Annotated in this window: 17 protein-coding genes and 1 pseudogene; 9 read left to right on the forward strand and 9 right to left on the reverse strand. The window is 71.7% G+C overall.

Annotated elements, in window-relative coordinates; translation table 11 throughout:
- Positions 1–69: 69 nt before the first annotated feature.
- Both Q2K21_RS17935 and Q2K21_RS17940 read right to left on the reverse strand, forming a co-directional pair.
- Positions 70–285, reverse strand: a complete 216-nt coding sequence (locus Q2K21_RS17935; protein WP_310771958.1) for a type A2 lantipeptide — start codon at positions 283–285, stop codon at positions 70–72.
- A gap of 478 nt (positions 286–763) precedes the next feature.
- A complete protein-coding gene (locus Q2K21_RS17940; protein ID WP_310771960.1) occupies positions 764–1,171 on the reverse strand; it encodes a PaaI family thioesterase in 408 nt (135 codons plus the stop codon).
- A gap of 194 nt (positions 1,172–1,365) precedes the next feature.
- On the opposite strand from Q2K21_RS17940, the gene Q2K21_RS17945 reads away from it, so the two are divergent.
- Positions 1,366–2,772 (forward strand): S1 family peptidase, encoded by a 1,407-nt coding sequence (locus Q2K21_RS17945; protein ID WP_310771962.1) that lies wholly within the window; start codon positions 1,366–1,368, stop codon positions 2,770–2,772.
- A gap of 181 nt (positions 2,773–2,953) precedes the next feature.
- Here the strand turns inward: Q2K21_RS17945 and Q2K21_RS17950 are convergent, their stop codons facing one another.
- The gene (locus tag Q2K21_RS17950; protein ID WP_310781063.1) at positions 2,954–5,035 is read right to left on the reverse strand and encodes a SpoIIE family protein phosphatase; all 2,082 of its coding nucleotides are present in this window, start codon (positions 5,033–5,035) and stop codon (positions 2,954–2,956) included.
- A 310-nt stretch (positions 5,036–5,345) separates the two neighbouring features.
- Between Q2K21_RS17950 and Q2K21_RS17955 the strand changes: the two genes are divergently transcribed.
- Positions 5,346–7,799 carry a SpoIIE family protein phosphatase gene (locus tag Q2K21_RS17955; protein ID WP_310771964.1) on the forward strand — a complete coding sequence of 818 codons (2,454 nt, stop codon included), beginning with the start codon at positions 5,346–5,348 and terminating at the stop codon, positions 7,797–7,799.
- A gap of 35 nt (positions 7,800–7,834) precedes the next feature.
- Positions 7,835–8,350: a metallophosphoesterase family protein gene (locus tag Q2K21_RS17960; RefSeq protein WP_310771966.1), complete on the forward strand. Its 516-nt coding sequence runs from the start codon at positions 7,835–7,837 to the stop codon at positions 8,348–8,350.
- Positions 8,351–8,393: 43 nt separating this feature from the next.
- On the opposite strand, the gene Q2K21_RS17965 is transcribed toward Q2K21_RS17960, so the two are convergent.
- On the reverse strand, positions 8,394–9,506 hold the full coding sequence (locus Q2K21_RS17965) for an XdhC family protein (protein ID WP_310771968.1): 1,113 nt from the start codon (positions 9,504–9,506) through the stop codon (positions 8,394–8,396).
- A 390-nt stretch (positions 9,507–9,896) separates the two neighbouring features.
- On the opposite strand from Q2K21_RS17965, the gene Q2K21_RS17970 reads away from it, so the two are divergent.
- Complete coding sequence (locus tag Q2K21_RS17970) at positions 9,897–11,765, forward strand: cellulase family glycosylhydrolase (RefSeq protein WP_386275647.1); 1,869 nt, start codon at positions 9,897–9,899, stop codon at positions 11,763–11,765.
- Here Q2K21_RS17970 and Q2K21_RS17975 read toward each other — a convergent pair.
- The gene (locus tag Q2K21_RS17975) at positions 11,758–13,008 is read right to left on the reverse strand and encodes a YncE family protein (protein WP_310771973.1); all 1,251 of its coding nucleotides are present in this window, start codon (positions 13,006–13,008) and stop codon (positions 11,758–11,760) included. The genes Q2K21_RS17970 and Q2K21_RS17975 overlap by 8 nt on opposite strands.
- Positions 13,009–13,224: 216 nt before the next feature.
- On the opposite strand from Q2K21_RS17975, the gene Q2K21_RS17980 reads away from it, so the two are divergent.
- Positions 13,225–13,884, forward strand: a complete 660-nt coding sequence (locus Q2K21_RS17980) for a TetR/AcrR family transcriptional regulator (protein ID WP_310771976.1) — start codon at positions 13,225–13,227, stop codon at positions 13,882–13,884.
- A gap of 539 nt (positions 13,885–14,423) precedes the next feature.
- Here Q2K21_RS17980 and Q2K21_RS17985 read toward each other — a convergent pair.
- Positions 14,424–14,789: a nuclear transport factor 2 family protein gene (locus Q2K21_RS17985; protein ID WP_310771979.1), complete on the reverse strand. Its 366-nt coding sequence runs from the start codon at positions 14,787–14,789 to the stop codon at positions 14,424–14,426.
- A gap of 170 nt (positions 14,790–14,959) precedes the next feature.
- On the opposite strand from Q2K21_RS17985, the gene Q2K21_RS17990 reads away from it, so the two are divergent.
- Both Q2K21_RS17990 and Q2K21_RS17995 read left to right on the forward strand, forming a co-directional pair.
- The gene (locus Q2K21_RS17990) at positions 14,960–15,256 is read left to right on the forward strand and encodes a hypothetical protein (RefSeq protein WP_310771983.1); all 297 of its coding nucleotides are present in this window, start codon (positions 14,960–14,962) and stop codon (positions 15,254–15,256) included.
- A 174-nt stretch (positions 15,257–15,430) separates the two neighbouring features.
- On the forward strand, positions 15,431–16,888 hold the full coding sequence (locus Q2K21_RS17995) for an aldehyde dehydrogenase family protein (protein WP_310771987.1): 1,458 nt from the start codon (positions 15,431–15,433) through the stop codon (positions 16,886–16,888).
- A 65-nt stretch (positions 16,889–16,953) separates the two neighbouring features.
- Here Q2K21_RS17995 and Q2K21_RS18000 read toward each other — a convergent pair whose 3' ends face one another.
- The 3 genes from Q2K21_RS18000 to Q2K21_RS18010 all read right to left on the reverse strand — a co-directional run bounded on the left by Q2K21_RS18000 (position 16,954) and on the right by Q2K21_RS18010 (position 19,762).
- A complete protein-coding gene (locus Q2K21_RS18000) occupies positions 16,954–17,997 on the reverse strand; it encodes a zinc-dependent alcohol dehydrogenase (RefSeq protein WP_310771990.1) in 1,044 nt (347 codons plus the stop codon).
- A 124-nt stretch (positions 17,998–18,121) separates the two neighbouring features.
- A complete protein-coding gene (locus Q2K21_RS18005) occupies positions 18,122–18,427 on the reverse strand; it encodes a hypothetical protein (protein ID WP_310771993.1) in 306 nt (101 codons plus the stop codon).
- Between the two features lie 426 nt (positions 18,428–18,853).
- On the reverse strand, positions 18,854–19,762 hold the full coding sequence (locus tag Q2K21_RS18010) for an EamA family transporter (RefSeq protein WP_310771996.1): 909 nt from the start codon (positions 19,760–19,762) through the stop codon (positions 18,854–18,856).
- 68 nt (positions 19,763–19,830) lie between these two features.
- On the opposite strand from Q2K21_RS18010, the gene Q2K21_RS18015 reads away from it, so the two are divergent.
- Both Q2K21_RS18015 and Q2K21_RS18020 read left to right on the forward strand, forming a co-directional pair.
- Positions 19,831–20,688: a LysR family transcriptional regulator gene (locus Q2K21_RS18015; protein WP_310771999.1), complete on the forward strand. Its 858-nt coding sequence runs from the start codon at positions 19,831–19,833 to the stop codon at positions 20,686–20,688.
- A 111-nt stretch (positions 20,689–20,799) separates the two neighbouring features.
- A pseudogene (locus tag Q2K21_RS18020) lies at positions 20,800–21,155 on the forward strand (GntR family transcriptional regulator); the annotation flags it as partial.
- Between the last annotated feature and the right edge of the window lie 148 nt (positions 21,156–21,303).

Below are 21,303 nucleotides of genomic sequence, written 5' to 3' on the forward strand. Positions count from 1 at the left end.
GAGATCTACGGCATCCGAGAGTCCCGGAACCGGGATGCGGTTCCGGGACTCAACGGCACAAAGGTGCGATCAGAGACCGGCGACCAGGTTCGTGACCGGGGCGGTGTTCAGGCCGGTGACACCCTCGACGGTGCCGACAACCGTGCCGACCAGGCCGGAAACCGGGGCGACGCCGTCCACCAGGCCGGTGACGGTGCCCACGGCGTTCAGCGACAGGCCACCGGACACGGCGTCCAGCTCGGCGTCCGAGATCTCGGCGGTCTCAACCTGGGGGGTGGAGTTCATGATGGAACTTCCCTTCATATGGATATTCACAAGGGGGAGAGCGGCCCCCCTCTGGGGACAGACGGTCGGCCGCGGTCCGCGGGCGCCGGGCACCCGTTGCCGGGACCCTCTGGAGTGGCCCCCGCGGTGCAACGGATCAAAGCACGCCGACGCGCGGCGGTTCCACTCAACCACCGCTCTCACCAGGGCAATTGGCGTTCTCGGGCGCAGATCCGTGCAGGCGTGCGCACGTCTTGGCGGCGACTTCTTCACACCCTTCGCGGCATCGGCGCGCGAGGCCCCTTGCCGCCCCGCGACCGAATGGGGCAGTCCCGGCCCAATGGCTCGGCCCCCGGCGCGTGACTGTGCAGATCCGCCGTGCGCCGTGACCCGCTTGCGCAGCCGATGTGCAGATTCCCTGAAGCCGGGATTCCGCTCAGCACCTTGAACCGACCGTTACCAGCCGGTAGCGGATCGTGTCCGCGTGTGCGCCCAGGCTCTAGCCCAGCAGCGCGTACACGGTGCTCGCCCGCGCCGCGATCTCGGCCGAGCCCTCCGCGGTCATCGTGATGTCGGCGAACGCCATGCGCCGGCCGAGCTTGGTGAGAACCGTCTGCACGAGCACGTCCGCCTCCACGACCGCGCGCTGGAAGCTGGTGGACTGCTGGACCGTCGTCATCGGGACGAAGCCGCCGCGCGCCGCCGAGATCGCGATCACCGTCGCCGTGTCGGCCGCGGCCATCAGCGCCTGCCCCGACAGCCCGCCGCCCTCCCGGGCCAGCCGCGTGGACCACGGCAGCCGGAGTACGGCCCGGTGGTCGTCCAACTCCACGACCGTGAGGCCCAGATCGAGCACCCAGGGGGCGAAGTTGGCGGCGAGGATCTTGTCGGCTTCGGCAGGCGTCATGCGTGTTTTCTTCCCGCTCTCGCGCCCCGGCAGACACGTTTGCCGCCTATTTCACGCTTTCGCATACGCCAAGTCGGCCAGTTGCAAGGAGCGTTGAACACCCCACCTGACACGCGCGTATCAACAGGCATCCAGGCGCCCCCAGTCAGCTGCCGGACGGCGGCAACGGACCCCGTCCCCAGGAGGTCAAGAAGTTGAGTCACAAACGCGTACCCAAGCGCAAGGCCGCGATCGCGGCGGGAAGCGTGGCGGCGCTCGGAGCTGCGGCCCTCTTTCTGCCCAACGCCATGGCGTCCCAGACGGACTCGTCGAACAACGCCACGGCCAGAACGTTCAAGGCGGACGACGTCTCGGACATAGCCGCGCAGCTGGCCTCCCAGCTGGGTGACGCCTTCGCGGGTTCGTACTACAACGCCGACAAGCAGCAGGTCGTCATCAACGTGGTCGGCGACAACAGCAACGTCGTCAACATCATCAAAAAGGCGGGGGCGATCCCCAACCAGGTGCGGAACAGCACCGCCACGCTCCAGGCCGCCGCCAAGACGCTCAGGACCAGGGCGACGATCGCCGGTACCGCGTGGTCCGTCGACCCCAAGACCAACGAGATCCAGGTCAGCGCCGACAGCACCGTCAGCGGCACCAAGTGGGACACGCTGGAGTCGACGGTCAAGAGCCTCGGCTCGGGCGTAGCGACCCTGAAGAAGTCCGCGGGCACCTTCAAGACGTTCGTGTCGGGCGGTGACGCCATCTTCGCCCAGGCCGACGCGGGCGGCGTCCGTTGCTCCCTCGGCTTCAACGTCACCGCGAGCGACGGCAGCCCCGCCTTCCTGACGGCGGGTCACTGCGGAGTCGCGGCGAAGCAGTGGTCCGACTCCCAGAACGGGCAGCCGATCGCCACCGTCGACCAGGCCACCTTCCCCGGCGAGGGCGACTTCTCGCTCGTCAAGTACGACGACCCGGGCACCCAGGCCCCCAGCGAGGTCAACGTCGGCAACGGCCAGACGGTCCAGATCAACCAGGCCGCGGACGCGGTGGTGGGCCAGCAGGTCTTCCGGATGGGCAGCACGACCGGTCTGCACGACGGCACCGTCACCGGCCTCGACGCCACCGTCAACTTCCAGAGCGAGACCGACCCGGGCGGTGTCGACACCGTCACCGGCCTCATCCAGACCAACGTCTGCGCCGAGGCGGGGGACAGCGGCGGCTCCCTGTTCACCCAGGACGGCAGCGCGGTCGGCCTGACGTCGGGCGGCAGCGGCGACTGCACCGCCGGCGGCGAGACCTTCTTCCAGCCGGTGACCACCGCACTCCAGGCGACCGGTGCGACGCTCGGCGCGGGCGGCGCGGCGGGCGCCGGCGACCAGGGCGGTGCCGCTGACCAGAGCGCCGGCCCGGGTGACGAGGGCGCCGGCGCCGGCGACCAGAGCGGTGCGGGCGACCAGGGCGGTGCCGCTGACCAGAGCGCCGGCACCGGTGACGAGAGCGGCGCCGGTGACCAGGCGGGCGGCGCGGCCGACCAGTCCGGCAGCGCCCACGACCAGTCCGGGCAGTCGGACCACAGCGGTGCCGGCGACGGCTCCGGACTGGAGTCGAGCCACTGACCGGGACACGCTAGCGGTTCACCCGGGCAGTGAAACGGTCCGGCCCTCCGGCGGGAGGGCCGGACCGCTCCGCGTGCGCTTCCGTACGCCTCGAACGGACGACGCCCGACACATCTCAAGCGGGCGCTCGGCATGCCTCATGCGGGCGCTACGCACGATTCGGCCGACCGCTCCACACGCCTCAGTCGGACGTTCGCGCTCGCAAAAGAAGCAACGCCACGTCGTCCAGTCGCTCCTCGTCCCGCGCCGTGTCCCGCACCAGCCGGTCGGCCAGCGCCTCCAGCGATTCGCCGCCGCCCTGCGAGAACCGCTCGCCCAGCTCCGCCAGCGCGTCCTCGATGTCCACCCCTGGGGACTCGATCAGCCCGTCGGTGTAGAGCGCGAGCACCGAACCCGGCGCCAGCGCGAACTCGGTCGTCGGATACCGGGCGGGCCCCTCGATCCCCAGCAGCGGCCCTCCGGCCAGATCGAGCACCCGTACCCGCCCGTCCGGTCTGCGCAGCAGCGGCGGCGGATGCCCCGCCCGCGCCATGACCACCCGCCCCCGCTCGGGGTCCAGCCGCAGATACACACAGCTCGCGAACAGTTCGGCCCCCAGGTCGATCAGCAGCCGGTTCGTGCTGCGCATCACCTCGGACGGCGACTGCCCGACGGTCGTGTACGCCCGTACGGCCGTACGGATCTGCCCCATCAGTCCCGCCGCCGTCACGTTGTGCCCCTGCACGTCCCCGATCACGGCGGCCGCCCCCGCTCCGGTGGGCACCAGGTCGTAGAAGTCGCCCCCGATCTCCATCCCCTGCGTGGCGGGCAGATAGCGGGCGGCCGCCTCGATGCCCGGCAGCGACGGCAACGAGTCCGGCAGCAGCGCGGCCTGCAGCCCGTGCGCCAGCTGGTTCTTGGCGTCGTAGAGCAGGGCCCGCTCCAGTGCCTGCGCGATCAGCCCGCTGAGGCTGGTCAGCACGGCCCGCTCGTCGGCCGGGAACGCATGCGGTTCGGTGAACGCGAGAACACATGTGCCCACCGGCCGCCCCGAGGCGATCAGCGGCAGATACGCCCACGCGGCCATCCCGTCCGGCGTGGCCTGCCGTATCGGGTACAGGTGCTCGAGCTGCTGTCGCGAGTCGAAGAACGCGGGCACCCCGGTGCTCAGCACGTGGGCTCCCGGAATCGGCGCGGTCAGCGGCGCGCCGTGCCAGCGCTCCACGACGGACGGGTCCGGATAACCGCGGTGCCCGAGCACATGCAGCCGGCCGCCGTGCGAGCCGAGGATCACCAGGGCCCTGCTGCCGACGGCGGGCGCGATCTCGTCGGCGACCAGCTGCACCACGTCCTGTACCCCCACCGCCTCGGTGAGCGCGCTGGCCAGGCTCAGCACGTGCGAGATCGTCACCAGCCGCCTGCCGCCCTCGGCCGGCCGGGGCCCGGTGCGGCTCATGTCGGAGACCGCGCGGGCCCGGGCGATGCGGAGACTCAGCCCGTTGGTGCTCGGGTAGAGACGGAAGGAGAGCCAGTCGCCGGGCGGCCGCAACGCCACGAACGACGTCACATGCTGGCTGATCAGCGCGGCCCGGTACTGGTCCTCGTACATCGGATCGTTCAGCCATGGCACCGCGGCCCACAGCTGGGTGCCGAGCAGGGTGCCGGCCGGAACGCCGAGCATCTCGGCCGCGGCCGGATTCGCGTAGCTGATCCGCCCGTGCATGTCGAGCGCGCACAGCCCGTACGGAAGCCGTGCCACCATCCGGGCCGCCTCCATCCAGCCGACCGTGCCCGCCGCGGCCGTCAGCGGCAGGGCGGCGAGCAGATCGGGCTCGGGACCCACCGGGCGGTTCTCGGCCGCGGCCCGCTCCAGACGCTGCGCGAGCCGTTCACAGGCCGCCATCAGATGGCCCCGCGCACGGTCGGACAGTTCGGGCTGATGGGAACCGGGCCAGGTCACGAACACCGCGCCGTACCGGGTATCCGGTGTGGCCACGGGCATCGCGGCCAGGGCGAACGGATACGGCAGCACCACCGCGATCCGTGGATAGCGTTTCGCCATCTCCTCCTCGCCGCTCACCCAGACGAGCCGCCGCTCGCGCAGCGCCTCCGCGACGGGTAGCGGCGTGCCGAGCCCGATCCGTTCCCAGGGGGCGGCGAACGCGCGGGGCAGCCCCGCCATGACCGCCATCTCCAGGACCGGCTCGTCGTGCGCCAGCAGATACACCGCCCCGGAATGCGCGTGGACGTCGTCCAGCATGGCCGCCAGCGTCAGCGACAGCATCGGACGCCGCACCGGCACTGTGGCGGCGGGCGGCTCCCGGGTGGGCGTCTGCCAGTCGGACACGCGACCACCTCCTCGCACGGCCGCGCGACGGGTCCCCCACGGATCAAGGCTCCCTCCTGACGGGGCGTCGCGCACGGCGAGCGCGGGAGTTCCGGCGTATCGGTCCACCGTGCTCCCGGACCGTCACCCTTCGTCGTCGGAGGGAGGGCAGGAATGCCCTGTCACTCCCAGAAGCACAAGGGCGGCGCCGGACCTCCACATGGTCACAGGGGCTGCGCGAGCGTCCTGGAAGCGCTGTAATGACAGGGTGGGCAGTGAGGGCGCTGCGGGACGCAGAACGAGAACCCTACGTGCGGAACTTGCCCTCAAGACGCTCACCGAGGACCTCGACCCGCGGGAGCGCCTGCGCCGCGTGCTCGAACAGGCGCTCGTTTTCGCGGGGGCGACCCTGGCCGCCGTCTACACCCCGGACGAGGCGGGTGGCCAGCTGCGCGTCACCGAGTCGGTCGGCGTACCGAGGGCGCTGTACGGGCTGCGCGACACCTATCCCCTTGCCGACGGCGGCCCCGCGGCGGACGTGTACCGCTCCGGGCAGCCTCTGTGGCTCGCCGCGGAGGACCTGGGCCGGTGCGTCGATGCCCGCCGCCTGCCCGTCAGGGACTTCTCGCTGGCCGTCCTGCCACTGCGTGACGGCGGTGCTCTGGCGGCCGTCAGCGACAGCCCGGACGGCTTCGACGCCGAGGAACGCGAGTGCCTCCAGATGCTCGCCGAGGCCGTCGTCGGCCCCACGCGCGCCTCCGCAACACCCAGTGAGCCGACCGGCAGTTCCTTCAGCCTGGCCATGGACAGTGGCCGGGTCGAGGTCGACGACGAGATGCTGGAGCTGTTCGAGATCGACCCGCAGGATTTCGACGGCAGGGTCGAGACCCTGCTCGCCCGGACCGTGCCGGAGGACCTGCCCGCCCTGATGTCCGTGGTCGAAGCCGACCACATGTCCATCGGCGACCGGGAGCTGGAGTTCCGCATCCTCCAGCCCTCCGGTGAGCCGAGGTGGCTGCGGCTGCGCGGGCGCCTGCTCCCTGCGGGCGAGGGACGCCCGGACCTGCTCGTCGGCACGGTCGCCGACGCCTCGAAGCTGCGCCCCGCCGTCAGCGACGTCACCCGCATCCAGCGGCTCGCCGCGGCCCTCGCCACCGCGGGCACCGTCCGTGACGTGAGCCGGGCCGTGGTCGCCGCCCTGCGCAAGCCGCTGCAGGCCGACCGCGTCGCCCTCGCCGAGCTGGAGTCCGACCGGCTCGTCGTCACCGTCCTGGACCCGCCCGAACCCGAGGCCTGGCCCGAGCTGTGGCGCACGGAGTGGCGCTCGGAGTGGCCCGACGCTCCTGTGCGCGCCATGCCGACCCTAGCCACCGCGCTCCGGGAGGGGCGCGCCCAGATCTGGCCCGCCGGCACTGCGCTGGAGCCCGCGCTCGCGGAGGTCGGCCCCGGCGGTCTGGCCGTGCTGCCGCTGTCGGCCAGTGGGGGCCTGGCCGGCGCCTGCCTGGTCGGCTGGAACGACCCCCATGACTTCGCCCCCGACGAACGCGCCCTGCTCACCGCCGTGGCGGGCCTTGCCGGACAGGCGCTGCTGCGCGCCCACTCGTTCGACGCCGAGCACGAGCTGATCGGCATGCTCCAGCGCGCCCTCCTGCCGCGTCGCTTGCCGCGGCTGCCGGGCGCGGTCGCCGTGGCCCGCTATCTGCCCACCACCGCGGGCCTGGAGCTCGGCGGCGACTGGTACGACGTGATCCCGCTGCCGGACAACCACGTCGCCCTCGTCATCGGCGACGTCCAGGGCCACAGCGCCGGCGCCGCCACCCTGATGGGCCAGCTGCGCACGGCCCTGCGCGCGTACGCCGTCGAGGGGCACCCGCCGGACGTCGTCGTCTCGCGTGCCAACCGGCTCCTGTTGGACATGGAGTCCGACCTCTTCGCGACCTGCTGCTATGTCGACGTCGACATGGAGGAGGGCACCGCCTGGTACGTCCGCGCCGGACACCTCCCGCCCGTGCTGCGGCATCCGGACGGCACCACGGAGATCGTCGAGTCCGAGGGCGGACCACCCCTCGGCGTCATCACCCAGGCCGACTTCCCGGTGAGCCCGTTGCGGTTGCAGCCCGGCACGCTGGTCGCCCTGACCACGGACGGCCTGGTCGAGTCAGCCGAGCTCGACCTCGAGGACGGTCTCGAACGGCTGGCCGACCAACTGTCCGCCGCCGACCCCGGGCACCTCGGGCTCGTCGCGGACGCCGTGCTCACCGAGGCCAACCGCAGCGACGACGTGGCCCTGCTGCTCGTGCGCTACGACGGCATGGCGGTGCGCCCGCTGCGCGAGAGCTGGACGGTGTGGCGCGTACCCGAGGCGGTCCGGCACGCCCGCCGCTTCACCCGGCGCACGATGCGGGCCTGGGGGGTGACGGAGGACCTCGACACGGTGCAGCTCGTCGTCTCCGAACTCGTCACCAACGCCCTCGTCCACACCGACGGCCAGGTCCGTCTCGACCTCACCCTCATCAACCACCGGTTGCGCATCGCGGTCGCCGACTCCTCACCGCGTACGCCGGTCAAGCCGACGAGCATCGGCTGGGAGGCGACGGGCGGCCGCGGCATCCTCCTCGTCGAGGCAGTGTCGGCCGGGTGGGGGACGCTCCCGGTCAGCGGCGGCAAGCAGGTGTGGGCGGACGTCGCGCTGGAGCACTCGCCGCTCACGGCGGGCACGTGACGCCGGGTTCCCCGCCGCCATGACACCCTGACGTCGTGCGCCTGCTCCTGATGTCCGACACCCACCTGCCCAAGCGCGCCAGGGAACTGCCCGCCCCGCTGCTCGCCGAACTCCCGCGTGCCGATGTCGTGGTGCACGCCGGTGACTGGGTGGACGTCGCCACGCTCGACCTGCTGGAGAGCCGGTCCGTGCGGCTGATCGGCGTGTACGGCAACAACGACGGGCCGGCCCTGCGGGCCCGGCTCCCCGAGGTGGCCCGGGCCGACCTCGACGGCCTGCGCCTCGGCGTGGTCCACGAGACCGGCGCCGCCCAGGGCCGCGAACGCCGCTGCGCCGAGCGCTTCCCCGATCTCGATGTGCTGGTCTTCGGGCACAGCCACATCCCCTGGGACACGACGACCGACACCGGCCTGCGCCTGCTCAACCCGGGCTCCCCGACGGACCGCCGCCGCCAGCCCCACTGCACCTACATGACCGCGACCGTGACGGACGGCGCGCTGACGGACGTGGCACTGCACCGTCTGCCCGCCCGCACCGGCCGACCGGCCTGAACCGCTCGGACGCGCCCGCACCCGTGTATCCCTTCGTTCCTCCTCATGACGTTGCCGGGCCGGTCGGATGGATCGCCCCCGCCGTCGCTGTCAGCGGCGCCCCGCTGCCGCCCCACCGCAGCGACACGATCTCGGCGGCGACGGAGACCGCCACCTCCTCGGGCGTGCGCGCCCCGAGATCCAGACCGATCGGCGAGCGCAGCCGGGCGAGTTCGGCCCGGGAAAGACCGGCCTCGGTCAGCCGCTTCATGCGGTCGTCGTGGGTGCGGCGGCTGCCCATCGCCCCGATGTATGCGGCCGGCCGGCGCAGCGCCTCCTGAAGCAGGGGTACGTCGAACTTCGGGTCGTGGGTGAGCACGCAGATCACCGTGCGGTCGTCGGTGGCCGTGCCCCGCAGATAGCGGTGCGGCCAGTCCACGACGACCTCCGCGCCCCCGGGAAAGCGCTTCGGAGTGGCGAAGACCGGGCGGGCGTCGCACACCGTGACCCGGTAGCCGAGGAAGGCGCCGATGCGGGCGACCGCGGCCGCGTAGTCGATGGCGCCGAACACGAGCATCCGCGGCGGCGGCGCGAAGGAGTGCAGGAAGACGGTGACGTCGTCCTCACGCCGCTCGCCGTGCGGGCCGTAGTGCCGCTGCCCCGTGGCTCCCAGCGCGAGTTCGCCCCGGGCATCGGCGGTGACCGCCACGTCCAGCCCCGTCGACCCCAGCGACCCCGACACCTCCTCGGGCCACACGGCGAGAGCGGCCCCACGCGGCGCGGGACCGTCGATCACGGTCGCCACGGTCACCGGGTGCCCGGCGGTCACCGAATCGGCCACCGCCCCGAACGAGGTGTCCTCCTCCGGCGTCACCCGCCGCACCAGCAGCGTGATCTCGCCACCGCAGGTGAGCCCCACGGCGAACGCGTCCTCGTCGCTGTAGCCGAAGGTCTCCAGGCGGGCCTCGCCCGACTCCACGACCTCCTGGGCCAGTTCGAACACCGCGCCCTCGACACAGCCGCCGGAGACGCTGCCCACCACCTCGTCGCCGGGACCGACGGCCATCGCCGCCCCCGGCCCACGCGGCGCGCTGCGGCTCACGCCGACGACCGTGGCGAGTCCGAACGGGGATCCCGCCGCGTACCACCGGCGCAGCGCCGGGATGATCTCACGCATCACGCGCTCCCTCGCTCACGCCCCAGCTCCTCTCACCGCCGCAGCCGGCCACTGTGGCGCGGCCGGGCTGTGCCCCAAACGGCGAACGCGTCCACGCTCGGCACAGCCGCCGCCCTGCGTGCGGCCAGGAGCGCACAGTCGGGGCGCGCCTGACCCGCACCGGCCCGGTCACATGACCTACCGGTGCGTCGGCCGGTGCGGAAGGCGCGCCCGGCCCGCGAGCAGGCGCGATCACCGCGGTGACGTGCGTCACTCTATGGCCGAGCGCCGGGGGCGGCGAGCGGCGCGACGTGGGGTGACGGCCGATCCACGGGGCGAAAGTTCCCTCGTGGCGCCATGGAGTCTCCCGGGGTGTTGACGGGCCCCCCGAATCGCCTGATTGTAATGTTCATGGCAACGTTACGCGTGCGTATGCTCGGCGTTCTCGTGTCGCTCACCGGCCTCCTCGCGGCGACGGGTGCCCAGCCCGCGGCAGCCGCCTCCCTTCCCGACTCCCTCTGGTTCGACGCCCAGGCGTCCGCCCCCCTCACCGTCCAAAGCGGTCACTTCGCCGACGGCCTCGGACGCGAGGTCGTCCTGCGCGGATACAACGTCTCCGGCGAGACCAAGCTGGAGGAGAACGGCGGACTGCCGTTCGCCTCGGTCGCCGACGCCAAGAAGTCGGCGACCGCCCTGCGCGCCCTCGGCGGCGGCAACACCGTCCGCTTCCTGCTCTCCTGGGCCCATGCCGAGCCCGTGCGCGGCCAGGTCGACACGGCGTACCTCGCCGCCGTCACCGACCAGATGCGCGCGTTCCTCGACGCCGGAATCCGCGTCTACCCCGACTTCCACCAGGACCTCTACTCCCGCTACCTCTTCAACGAGGGCAGCTGGTACACCGGCGACGGCGCCCCCGAGTGGGCGGTGGATGCCGGGAACTACCCCGCCGAGTCCTGCGGGATCTGCCTCTTCTGGGGCCAGAACATCACCCAGAACCAGGCGGTGACGAAGGGGTCGTACGACTTCTGGCACAACGCGTACGGCGTGCAGGACGCCTTCCTCGCCACCGCCGAGAAGACCATGGCCTACGTTCAACAGCACCTGACGAGCGACGAGTTCGCGGGTGTCGTCGGCTTCGACCCGTTCAACGAGCCGTATGCGGGCACGTACGACTCCGGGCAGACCAGCCGTACCTGGGAGAAGAACGTGCTCTGGCCGTTCTACGTCAGGTTCCGCGCGCGCATGGACTCGGCGGGCTGGCAGGACAAGCCCGCCTTCGTCGAGCCCAACCTCTTCTGGAACGCCAACATCTCCTCCCAGAAGCAGGAGGGCGGACTCCTCGACGCGGGCACGATCGGCTCGCGCTACGTCTTCAACACCCACTTCTACGACCAGAAGGCCATCTCCGGCATCCTCATGTGGGGCAAGGCGGGGGACGGGCAGTACGCGAGTGACTTCGGGACCGTGCGTGGCCGGACCACCGCCCTGGGCACGGCCGGGATCGTCAGCGAGTTCGGCCATCCGCTCTCCGGCTCGGTCTCCGACAAGGCGCCGACGGTGGGCAAGGCGATGTACCAGGCGCTCGACTCCCGTCTTCCGGGTGCGAGTTGGTGGTCGAACCCGACCGGCTCCGGCCCGGTGCTGTCCGGCACGCAGTGGCAGTGGGACCTCTACAGCGGTCGCCATCACGAGCTGATGAACGGCAACTCCGACAAGGTCCTCACCGCCGGGGACGCCTGGAACGACGAGGACCTCTCGGCGGTGGCCCTCGACAACTCGGGCAATCCCGTGCTGCGCCAGGACGCCCGGCTGCTGGACCGCCTGTACCCGAGCGCCACCGCGGGAAGCGCGGTCGCCTTCACCTACGAGGACCGCTCCCGGGACGGCTCGACGACGCTGACCTGGAATCCCGTACCCAGCTCGCTCCCTAATGTCGCGCAACTGGTGGGCTCGGGCCAGTACGGCCTCCTGGTCTGGCGCTCGAACGGTTCCACGGCGCCCACCGAGCTGCATCTGCCCGCTTCCTTCCCGGCCGCCTCCACCACGGTGGTCTCCGACCTCGGCACCACGGCCGGCCTGCCCGCGTACACGAAGACGACGCCGATCGCCGTGGCGAACGAGGTGGGCGGCACGGGCAGCAAGCGGCTCCTGCTGACCGCGTCCGACACGAACGTCGTGCACTACGCGCTGGTCACCAGCGGGGCGACGGCTCCGTCCGCGTCGCTGCTGAGCGCGGCGCGGACGGAGCTGTCGGCGTGGGCGGCGAAGCAGATCAGCTAGCGGAAGGCCCCGTCCAGTCGGCGGGTACGTGCGCCAGGCGTACCCGCTGCGGGTGGTCGCCGACCGGGACCGAGACCACCTTCCGGCCCGTCGCGAAGTCGATCGCGGTGACCTGGTCGGCGCCGCTCTCCGAGATGACGCAGTCCTGGCCGTCGCCGCTGACAGTCGCCCAGTAGGGCTTGGAGGCGGTGACGAGCGGGCCCTCCTGGAGGGTGGCGCGGTCGACGACGGTCGCGTAGTCGTCCATCGTGCCCGCGACACACAGTTTGGTGCCGGACGGGTTCATCGAAAGACCGTGGTGGCGCGAGTCGTTGACCCACGTCGTACGGTCCTCACTGGTGGCCGGGTTCTTCGGCAGGGTCTTCACCCGGGTGATCTTGTCGGCGGCCACGTCGTACTCCAGGAAGCCGTTGAAGAACGACACCTGGAAGTAGAGCTTGGACTCGTCGGGGCTGAAGACCGCGGGCCGTACCGCGTCGGAGAAGTCCTTGAGCCCGATCGCGTCCAGCCGGTTCCGCATGTCGATGACCTTGACCTGCTTGAAGGTGGTGGCGTCCGCGATCGTGATGTGGCGGTCGCCCTTCGTCCAGTCCGCGGACGGGTCGTCGAGCGAGGTGTTCACATCGCCGATCGCCATGTTCCAGATGTACTTGCCGTCCTTGGTGAAGATGTTCTCGTGCGGTTTGTCGCCGGTGGCGAACTCGCCCAGTTTCTTACCGGCGTTGATGTCCAGCACGTGCACCTTGTTGGCGGTGGAGGCGGAGACCGCGACCTTGGTGCCGTCGGGGGAGACCGCCATGTGGTCGGCCCGGTAACCGGACACCGCGAAGCGCCAGTTGATCTTCCCGGTGGCGAGGTCGATCGACACGACGTCGGCGAAGCTCGGCCGGGAGACGACCATCGACTTCCCGTCCGGCGTGGAGTACATGTCGTCGACGAACTGGTCGTGCCCCTCGCCGACGCTGTTGCGGATGGCCATGAAGTAGATCCACTTGATCGGGTCGGCGTTGATCTCCGCCATCCGCTGCGCCTTGTCCGGGATCACGTTGACGCGGCCGATCTTGGCGAAGTCGCCCGTCGACTTGATGACGTCGGCGGTGCCCTCCCAGTTGTTGCCCACGAACATCACCTCGCGCAGCGCGGCGGAGGCATCCTGCGCGGAGGCGGCCGTCGCCGTGCCGCCCGCGGTCAGGGCGAGGGCGGCGGCGAGGGAGAAGAGGTGCCGGGGTCTGAGGACAGCCATGGCATGGTCCCAATCTTTGGTGGGGGCATGACAACAGATCGTTGAAGGTGCTCCGGCTCGGGGAAGTCGGAGGTGCTGCGGCTCGGGGATCTGAATACGCCCGCGTTCAGAGTGTACTTACTGGAAAGTAAGGAAGGGGCGGCTGTCTTCACAAGACTTCGTGCAGGACAAAATTGACCGACAGGCGACGGATCACCGAGCGACGAGGGGGAGCGCGTGGCGGGCAGGCTCAGGCAGCCGACGGGCCGGTACGGGGGCAAGTCGGCCGAGGAGCGGCAGGCCGAGCGGCGCCGGCGGTTCCTGGACGCGGCGCTCCAGCTCTTCGGCGACAGCCCCGGCTTCCGGTCCACCACGGTCGCCGCGCTGAGCGAGGCGGCGGGGCTGTCCACGCGTCAGTTCTACGAGGAGTTCCGCACGCTTGAGGACGTCCTTGCCGCCCTCCACCTCCAGGTGAACGACTGGGCGGAGGAGGCCGCGGCCGTCGCCCTCGCCGAGGCCCGGGACCTGCCGCTCGCCGAGCGCGCCGCCGCGATCTTCCGGGCGTACGCGGCGAACGTCACCTCCGATCCGCGCCGGATCCGCATCACCTTCGTCGAGATCATCGGCGTCAGCCCGCGACTGGAGGAACAGCGGCTCGAACGCCGCTCCCGCTGGGTCGACTTCATCTGCGCGGAGGCCGCCGACGCCGCCGCGCGCGGTGAGGCGGCGCCGCGCGACTACCGGATCGCGGCCACGGCGTTCATCGGCAGCGTCAACGGTCTGCTGCACGACTGGCGAGCGGGCTGGGTGGACGCGACCCTGGACGACATAGTGGACGAACTGGTCCGGCAGCTGCTGGCCATTCTGCGCCCGGCGGGCTGGCTGCCGGACGTCTGAGGGGTGCCGTTTCGCCGGCAGGTCCGATTGACCTGCGGGGTCGGCCGGCCCGGTTGTGCTGCGGGGCTGGTTGGGCCGGGCCGACCGGACGGAAGCCGGTGCGCACGGTCGTACGGCCACCAGTAGTCGGTGACGTCCAGGCTGTGTCGCCAGTCGCGCGGTCTGGGCACCACCGCGCGGTCTGGGCACCATCAGCGGGCTGAGACCGTGGAGCACCGGCCACCCCGGCCGCTCCCGGGCGCGGCGGGTGGCTCCGAGCCCCGGTCGCAGCTCGGCTGCGGTGACGGTCCCCGGCGCCGCGTGCGGGTTCGGCTCACCGACGCCGGACACGACGCCTTCGAGCGGCACGCGGTGGCGGATGACAGGGGCGAGCACGGGCTGCTCGCAGTATCGACCGAAGAAGAGAAACGGACACGCGCCAACCCATTGCGGAAACCGGTCGTGGCAGTCGAGTCCGGCCCTGGCGGCCCAGTTCCGCCCGCGCCGTGAAGGTCCAGGAGAGCCGCGAGCTGACCTGGACCTTCACGACCGTTCCCCTTCTACTCGTCCCACGCCTGGATGAGGACCTGTTCGGCGATCTTGCCGTCGCGCAACGACACCATCGAGTTGGCCAGCACCCGGACGCCGTCCCTGTACTCGCACGACTCGGTGAAGGCGACGTGGTCGCCCTGGACGACGCACTGGTCCAGGTGATGGGTCATGTCCCGGCTGTAGACGTCGTTGAGCATTTCGCTGATCTGGTCCCGGCCGTGGACGATCTTCGGGTGGCTGGGCTGGGTGTTGCGGTCGATGATGCGTATCTCCGCGTCGTCCCTGTAAAGGGACAGCAGAGTCGCCGCGTTCTCTCCCTCGATGCCTCGGCGCAGGGTCTCTGCGTCGAAGGCGCTGCCTGCCGCGGTGCCCATGGTGACCTCCTTCGAAGGCCGCGGCCCGGCGGGCGGCGGGCCGCTGAGGGCCTCTCCTTCGAGCCTCCCCCGCCCCGGGACCCCCGGCAAACGCAGCCGGCCCTGCGCCTCTCGGGTGAGCGAGGGCCCGGTCCCGTGACCGTCCCCGGCCCGCTGCCGTTGCTGAAGGCATGATCTCCACACGACGTATCGTCGCCGCCGTCGGTCTCGCCGTCGGCGTCACAGGTCTCGCCGCGCCGCTGGCGAGCGCGGCCGCCGCCGACACCCCGGACGCGGGCAGACTGAACCCGGTCACCCTGCTCGACTCGCTGGCCCGCAGCGGCGTCCCGGCGGAACACCGGGACGAGATCCCCGGGCTCTCCGGGCAGCTCGGCGGCCTGAACCAGCTGCACGACCTGAATCAGCTGCACCAGGCCACCGACCTGGTGGCGCCCGTCACCGGGCTGCTTCCGGCCGTCCAGACCTGAGAGCCGCGCGACGACTTCCTGTGCCCCCGGCCCGGACGCCGGGGGCCTTGACATTCCCGGAGACCGGCCGGAGCATCGCGGTAGATCGGTGAACGAGAGTTCACTGGGCGAACGCGGTCCTGTGGCCGGGGTTCGCATACGTACCGCCGCAGCTACGTACCGAAGGAAGCCGTCATGCCCCTCACCCGCGAACTCCTCATCGGCGGCAAGGACGTACCCGCCGCGTCCGGCCGCACCACCGTGGACGTGAACCCCTACACCTCAGAGGTGTACGCGACGGTCGCGGCGGCCGGGCCGGAGGATGTGACGCGGGCCGTGGACGCCGCCGCGGCGGCCTTCGCGGACTGGGCGGCGCTCGCCCCCTTCGCCCGCCGGGCCATCTTCCTCAAGGCGGCCGACCTGCTGGAGGCGCGGGGCGAGCAGGTGGCCGAGATCATGGCGCACGAGGCGGGCGGCACCCGGCCGTGGGCCTACTTCAACGTGGCCCTGGCCGCGAACATCCTGCGCGAGGCGGCGGCCGCGATCACGGCGCCGCGCGGTGAGGTGCTCAGCGCCCAGGAGCAGGGCGCGCTCGGGCTCGCGGTGCGCGAACCGCTGGGCGTGGTGGCCGCGTTCGCGCCGTGGAACGCGCCCGTCATCCTCGGTGTACGGGCCGTGGCGGCGCCCCTCGCGGCGGGCAACACGGTGGTCGTCAAGCCGAGCGAGGACGCCCCGATCGCCTGCGCGCTGTTCGTCGCGGACGTACTGCGCGAGGCCGGGCTCCCGGACGGCGTGCTGAACGTCGTCACCAACGCCCCGGAGAACGCGGCCGAGATCGCCGAGACGCTGATCGCCGACCAGCGGGTGCGGGCGGTGAACTTCACCGGCTCCACGGGTGTGGGCCGGATCATCGGTGAGCACGCGGCGCGTCATCTCAAGCCCGCCGTCCTGGAGCTGGGCGGCAAGAACGCGGTGATCGTGCTGGACGACGCCGACATCGACTACGCCGTCGACGCGGTCACGTTCAGCGTGTTCATGAACGCCGGGCAGATCTGCATGTCCGGCGACCGGATCCTCGTCCACGAGTCGCTCGCCGAGGAGTTCGGGCGGAAGTTCGTGGAGAAGGTCGCCTCGCTGCCGGCGGGAGACCCGGCACATCCGCGGACCGTGGTCGGTCCGCTGGTCAGCCCGGCGGCCGCGCGGCGCGTGGCCGGACTGGTGACGGACGCCGTGGCCAAGGGCGCCAAGGTCCTCATCGGCGGCGAGCCCGAGGGCGCCGTCCACCCGGCGACCGTCCTCACCGACGTGCCCCAGGACGCCGACCTGTACCGCACCGAGGCCTTCGGCCCGGTCTGCGTGCTGGAGACGTTCGCCGACGACGACACCGCGATCAGGCTCGCCAACGACACCGAGAACGGTCTGACCTGCGGAATCATCACCGAGAACGCCACCCACGGCCTGACCGTCGCCCGCCGGGTGCAGACCGGCATCGTGCACATCAACGACCAGTCGGTGGCCGACGAACCCCACGCGCCCTTCGGCGGGGTGAAGGCCTCCGGCTACGGCCGCTTCGGTGGGCGGTGGGGCATCGAGGCGTTCTCCAACACCCGCTGGGTCACCATCGCCACCCAGCACGCCCACTACCCCTTCTGACCGACGATGGGCCGTCAGGGCACCGGTGGGCCCTGAGGGCACCGCGGCGCCCTGAGGGCGGAGCGTCACTCGTCGAAGGTGACGACGACCTTCTCCGCCGCCCCCGGCGTCATGGTGAGCTCGAAGGCCTGCTCGACCTCGGAGAACGGCACGCGGTGGCTGATGAGCCTCGCGAACCGCTCGTGGTGCTCGACGAGTTCGGGGGTCACCTCGAAGATCTCGGTCGGGTAGCCCTGGGAGGCGACGAGCGTGAGTTCGCTGCGCAGCATGCCGCCGAGGTCGAACTCGGATCCCTTCTTCTGCACAGCCACCATGACCAGCTTCGCGCCCCACTTCGCCGAGGCCACCGTGGTGTTGAAGACGGCGGGGGCACCGGCCGCGTCGATGTAGATGTCGGTACCCGGCCGGGGCTGGCCGAGCGCGTTGGCCGCCTGGCCGTGCAGCTCGGTCAGCCGGGCGGTCATGTCCTCCTCGGCGGAGTTGATCACGGCGTCGGCGCCGATGGCCAGCGCCTTCTCCAGCCGCGAGGGAATGACGTCGGCCACCACCACGTGCTCCACCCCGCGCAGCTTCAGCCAGATCGCGGCGCCCAGGCCGATCGGTCCGGCACCGAACACCACGACCCTGTCGGCCGGCCCCGCCTCGGAGCGGTTGACGCAGTGGCGGGCGACCGCCATCGGCTCGTTCAGGGCGGCCACCTCGAAGGGGACGGTGTCGGGGAAGACCGCGACGCTCTTGTCGACCTCGGCGTTCTCGATGAGCAGGTACTCGCTCATGCCGCCCCACTTGCCGCCGCAGCCGATGATCCCGGTGGGTGCGTCCTGCGGGTTGACGACCACGCGGTCGCCCACCTGGAGGTCGGTGACCTCGGCGCCCACCTCGACGATCTCACCGGCGGGTTCGTGGCCCACGGCGACGGGGACCAGGTCTCCGCCCAGGTGTGCGCGGGCCGGCATGCCGCCCATGTGGAGGAAGGTGACGTCGGTGCCGCAGATGCCGCAGGCGCGGATCCGCATCAGCACGTCCTTGGGGCCGGGTACGGGACGTTCGATGTCCACCACGTCGATCTTGCCGACGGCACCGGTCTGTACGGACTTCATCGTGGCCATGGGGTGACTCGCTTTCCAAGTGGGTGATCAGTGGTTCTTCGTAGGCGGGAGGCGGGAGGCGGGAGGCGGGAGGCGGGAGGCGGGGGCGTGGGGGCGGGGGCGCGGCCACCCGTCAGACGGCCGATCAGCCGTTGTCGACGGGCAGGACGACACCGTTGACGTTGTTCGCGGCGTCGGAGGCGGTTCGCCGGATGCAGAGGGCACTCAGGACGGCGTCGGCCATGTACGCGGCCCCGGCCGTCTCGGTCCGCTTCCGCAGCTTGGCGTTGAGCGGTGCGGTCAGGTTCGTGAGGGTGGCGCCGCCCCAGCTGACGTCGCGGAAGTCGGCGGCTTCGAGCCCCAGTCCGCGCCCAGGTGGACGTACGGGCCCTTCGGCGGCCACGCCGCAGTCGAGCACCCCAGCCGGCCCGGCTCGTGCGGAGGTCTTCATCGCTGTGTCCTGTCTGCCGTGCGAGGTGGTGCCGCGCCGACGTGCCGGACGGGGGGAGTGGGCCGGCCCGGCCCGAAGACGGCGCCGTTCCCCGTCCCCACGGGATGCGACGCGCAGGGGCCGCCACCGCTCGAGACGGCCCCTGGTCCGAAGTTCACGGCAGGGGACCGTGAGCCTCGGGGGATTGCTTGAGTTAGGCAAGCGTAAATGACTTACTTGAGTCAAGCAATGGAATTCAGAATTCCTGCTGGGGTGCCGTTGGACCGCGCTGCGGTTGTCAGTACGAGATGAACATCCAGGCGGACGGCTCCGTGGCCGCGTACCGCACCGGTGAAGGAGATCGCCCGGGGTGGGTCGCCGCTCTGAGGAATCCCGAGGTGGTCGCGGCGGCCGTCAGCCGACACCGTGAGTCGTCATCCGCAGCCGTCAGCCACGCCGTGCGGCGATGCTGACCGTGTTGGCGGCGACGACGGCTCCGATGCCCGCCCACTCCGTCCAGCCCAGCCGCTGGCCGAGGACGATCCATCCGACCACGGCGGCCAGGACGGGGTTGACGCTCATGAAGAGCCCGAACGCCGGCGCCGAGACACGGCGCAGCGTCAGCAGGTCCGCGAGGTACGGCACCGCGGACGAGAGGACACCGGCGGCGACGGCACAGGCGGCGGCCGCGGCGGTCGGCGGGTGGCGGAGGGCGACGACGACTCCGACCGGCAGGAACACCAGGGCGGACACTCCGGCCGCGGCCGCCGCTCCCTGGGCCCCTGCGGTGCGCCGGCCGACGGTGCGGTTGAGCAGGATGTACGACGCCCAGCAGCCGGCGGCCAGCAGCCCCAGCCCCATCCCGAGGTAGTCCGTGGACGGCCGCGGCCGCATCAACGTGACCACGCCCGCCGCGGCGATCAGCGCACAGCACGCGTCGACGCGCCGCCGTGAGGCGGCCAGGGCGATGCTGAGCGGGCCGAGGAACTCCAGGGTCACCGCGAGCCCGAGGCCGATACGGTCCACGGCGGTGTACAGGGACAGGTTCATCGTCCCGAACACCGCGGCGAGCAGCAGCACGGGCCACCACTGCCGCCAGGTGAAGGTCCGCAGCCGGGGCCGGCCGACGGCCAGCAGGGCGAGCGCGGCGACGTACTGGCGCACCGCCACGACACCGACGGGCCCGAGGACGGGGAAGGCCAGCGACCCGATCGCGGCACCGATCTGGTTGGACAGACCGCTGCCGACCATGGTGAGGACACCGGTCAGGGTCGTTTCGGCGGACTTCGTACCCTCGGGTGCCGGGGCGGCCCGGCGCGTGGCCGGTGCCGCCGGTCGTGCGGATGCTCCGTGCATGCTCCGATCGTGGGACTCTCCCGGCCTTGCGAAAAATGCATCCGCACCGCCATCCATACGCTGTAGTCATGCACGATGTGGAGTTGCGGCAGCTGCGCTGTCTCGTCGCGATCGTCGACGAGGGGACGTTCACCGACGCCGCCATCGCCCTGGGGGTTTCCCAGGCGGCCGTGTCCCGCACACTGGCCTCGCTCGAACGCGCCCTGGGCGTACGACTGCTGCGCCGTACCTCCCGCGAGGTGAGCCCGACCGGCACCGGTCTGCGTGTGGTGGCGCACGCCCGGCGGGTGCTCGCCGAGGTGGAGGGCCTGGTCCGCGACGCCACGTCGGGCCACGCCCGGCTGCGGATCGGATACGCCTGGTCGGCGCTCGGCCGCCACACGCTCGCCTTCCAGCGGTCCTGGCGGGTGCAGCACCCGGAGACCGACCTGCACCTCGTGCGCGTCAACTCGGCCACGGCCGGCCTTGCGGAAGGGGCCTGTGATCTCGCGGTGATGCGCAGGCCGCTGGACGACCGGCGCTTCGAGTCGGCGATCGTCGGGCTCGAACGGCGGCTGTGCGCCATGGCCGCCGACGATCCGCTGGCCGGGCGCCGCTCGGTGCGACTCGCCGACCTCAGTGGACGCACCCTCCTGGTCGACCGCCGCACCGGCACCACGACCGCGGACCTGTGGCCGGTGGACGCCCGGCCCGCCACCGAGGACACGCACGACGTCGACGACTGGCTGGCCGCGATCTCCACCGGCCGCCGCATCGGCGTGACAGCGGAGTCCACCGCCAACCAGTACTCCCGGCCCGGCGTCGTCTACCGGCCGGTGCGCGACGCCGAGCCGATCGCCGTACGGCTCGCCTGGTGGCGGGACGATCCGCACCCCGCCGCCCAGGCCGTGATGGAGCTGCTCACCTCGCTCTACCGCACGCACTGAGGCCCGGCGGCCGCGCGGACCCGCCGGGCGACGGAAGCCGAACGGGGATCAGCCGGAGGCCTTGCGGCGGAGCGCGAGGGAAACGGGACTTCATGGTCGGCGCGAGCGGTGGCCAAGGCGGCCGTCGCGGCCAGTGACGAGCAGCTGGCCGAACTGGCCGACCTGGGCGCGGGATGACCAAGGCCGTCGCCGACGGCGAGCCGGTGACGTACTCCGAGCTCAACCAGGAACTGCACGACCGGATCAGGCAGTTCTCCGGCCAGCAGACGGCCGTGGAACTGCTGGAGCGGCTCAACGCACAACTGGTCCGCCATCGCTTCCAGTTGGCGCTGCGGCCGGGACGCCCGCAGCACTCCCTGAACGAGCACCTGGCCATGATCGAGGCAATTCGGGCCAGGGATCCGCAGGCGGCCGAGGCGGCCGTCCGCGCCCACCTCACCAGCGTGATCGAGGCGCTGCGCGACTGACGCGAGCGAGGCGGGCGCGCACGCGCCCGCCTCCCCCAAACTCTCGGCTTCCCCACTCCCGGCTTCGCCCGAGCGGGGGACCCCCGTGAGCGGACGGCGTCGAGCGGGACGCCGCAGGAGCTGGTCGCGACGCACTGACGGGCGCCGC

The sequence above is a fragment of the Streptomyces sp. CGMCC 4.7035 genome (assembly GCF_031583065.1).
In the GTDB taxonomy this organism is placed as follows: domain Bacteria; phylum Actinomycetota; class Actinomycetes; order Streptomycetales; family Streptomycetaceae; genus Streptomyces; species Streptomyces yaanensis.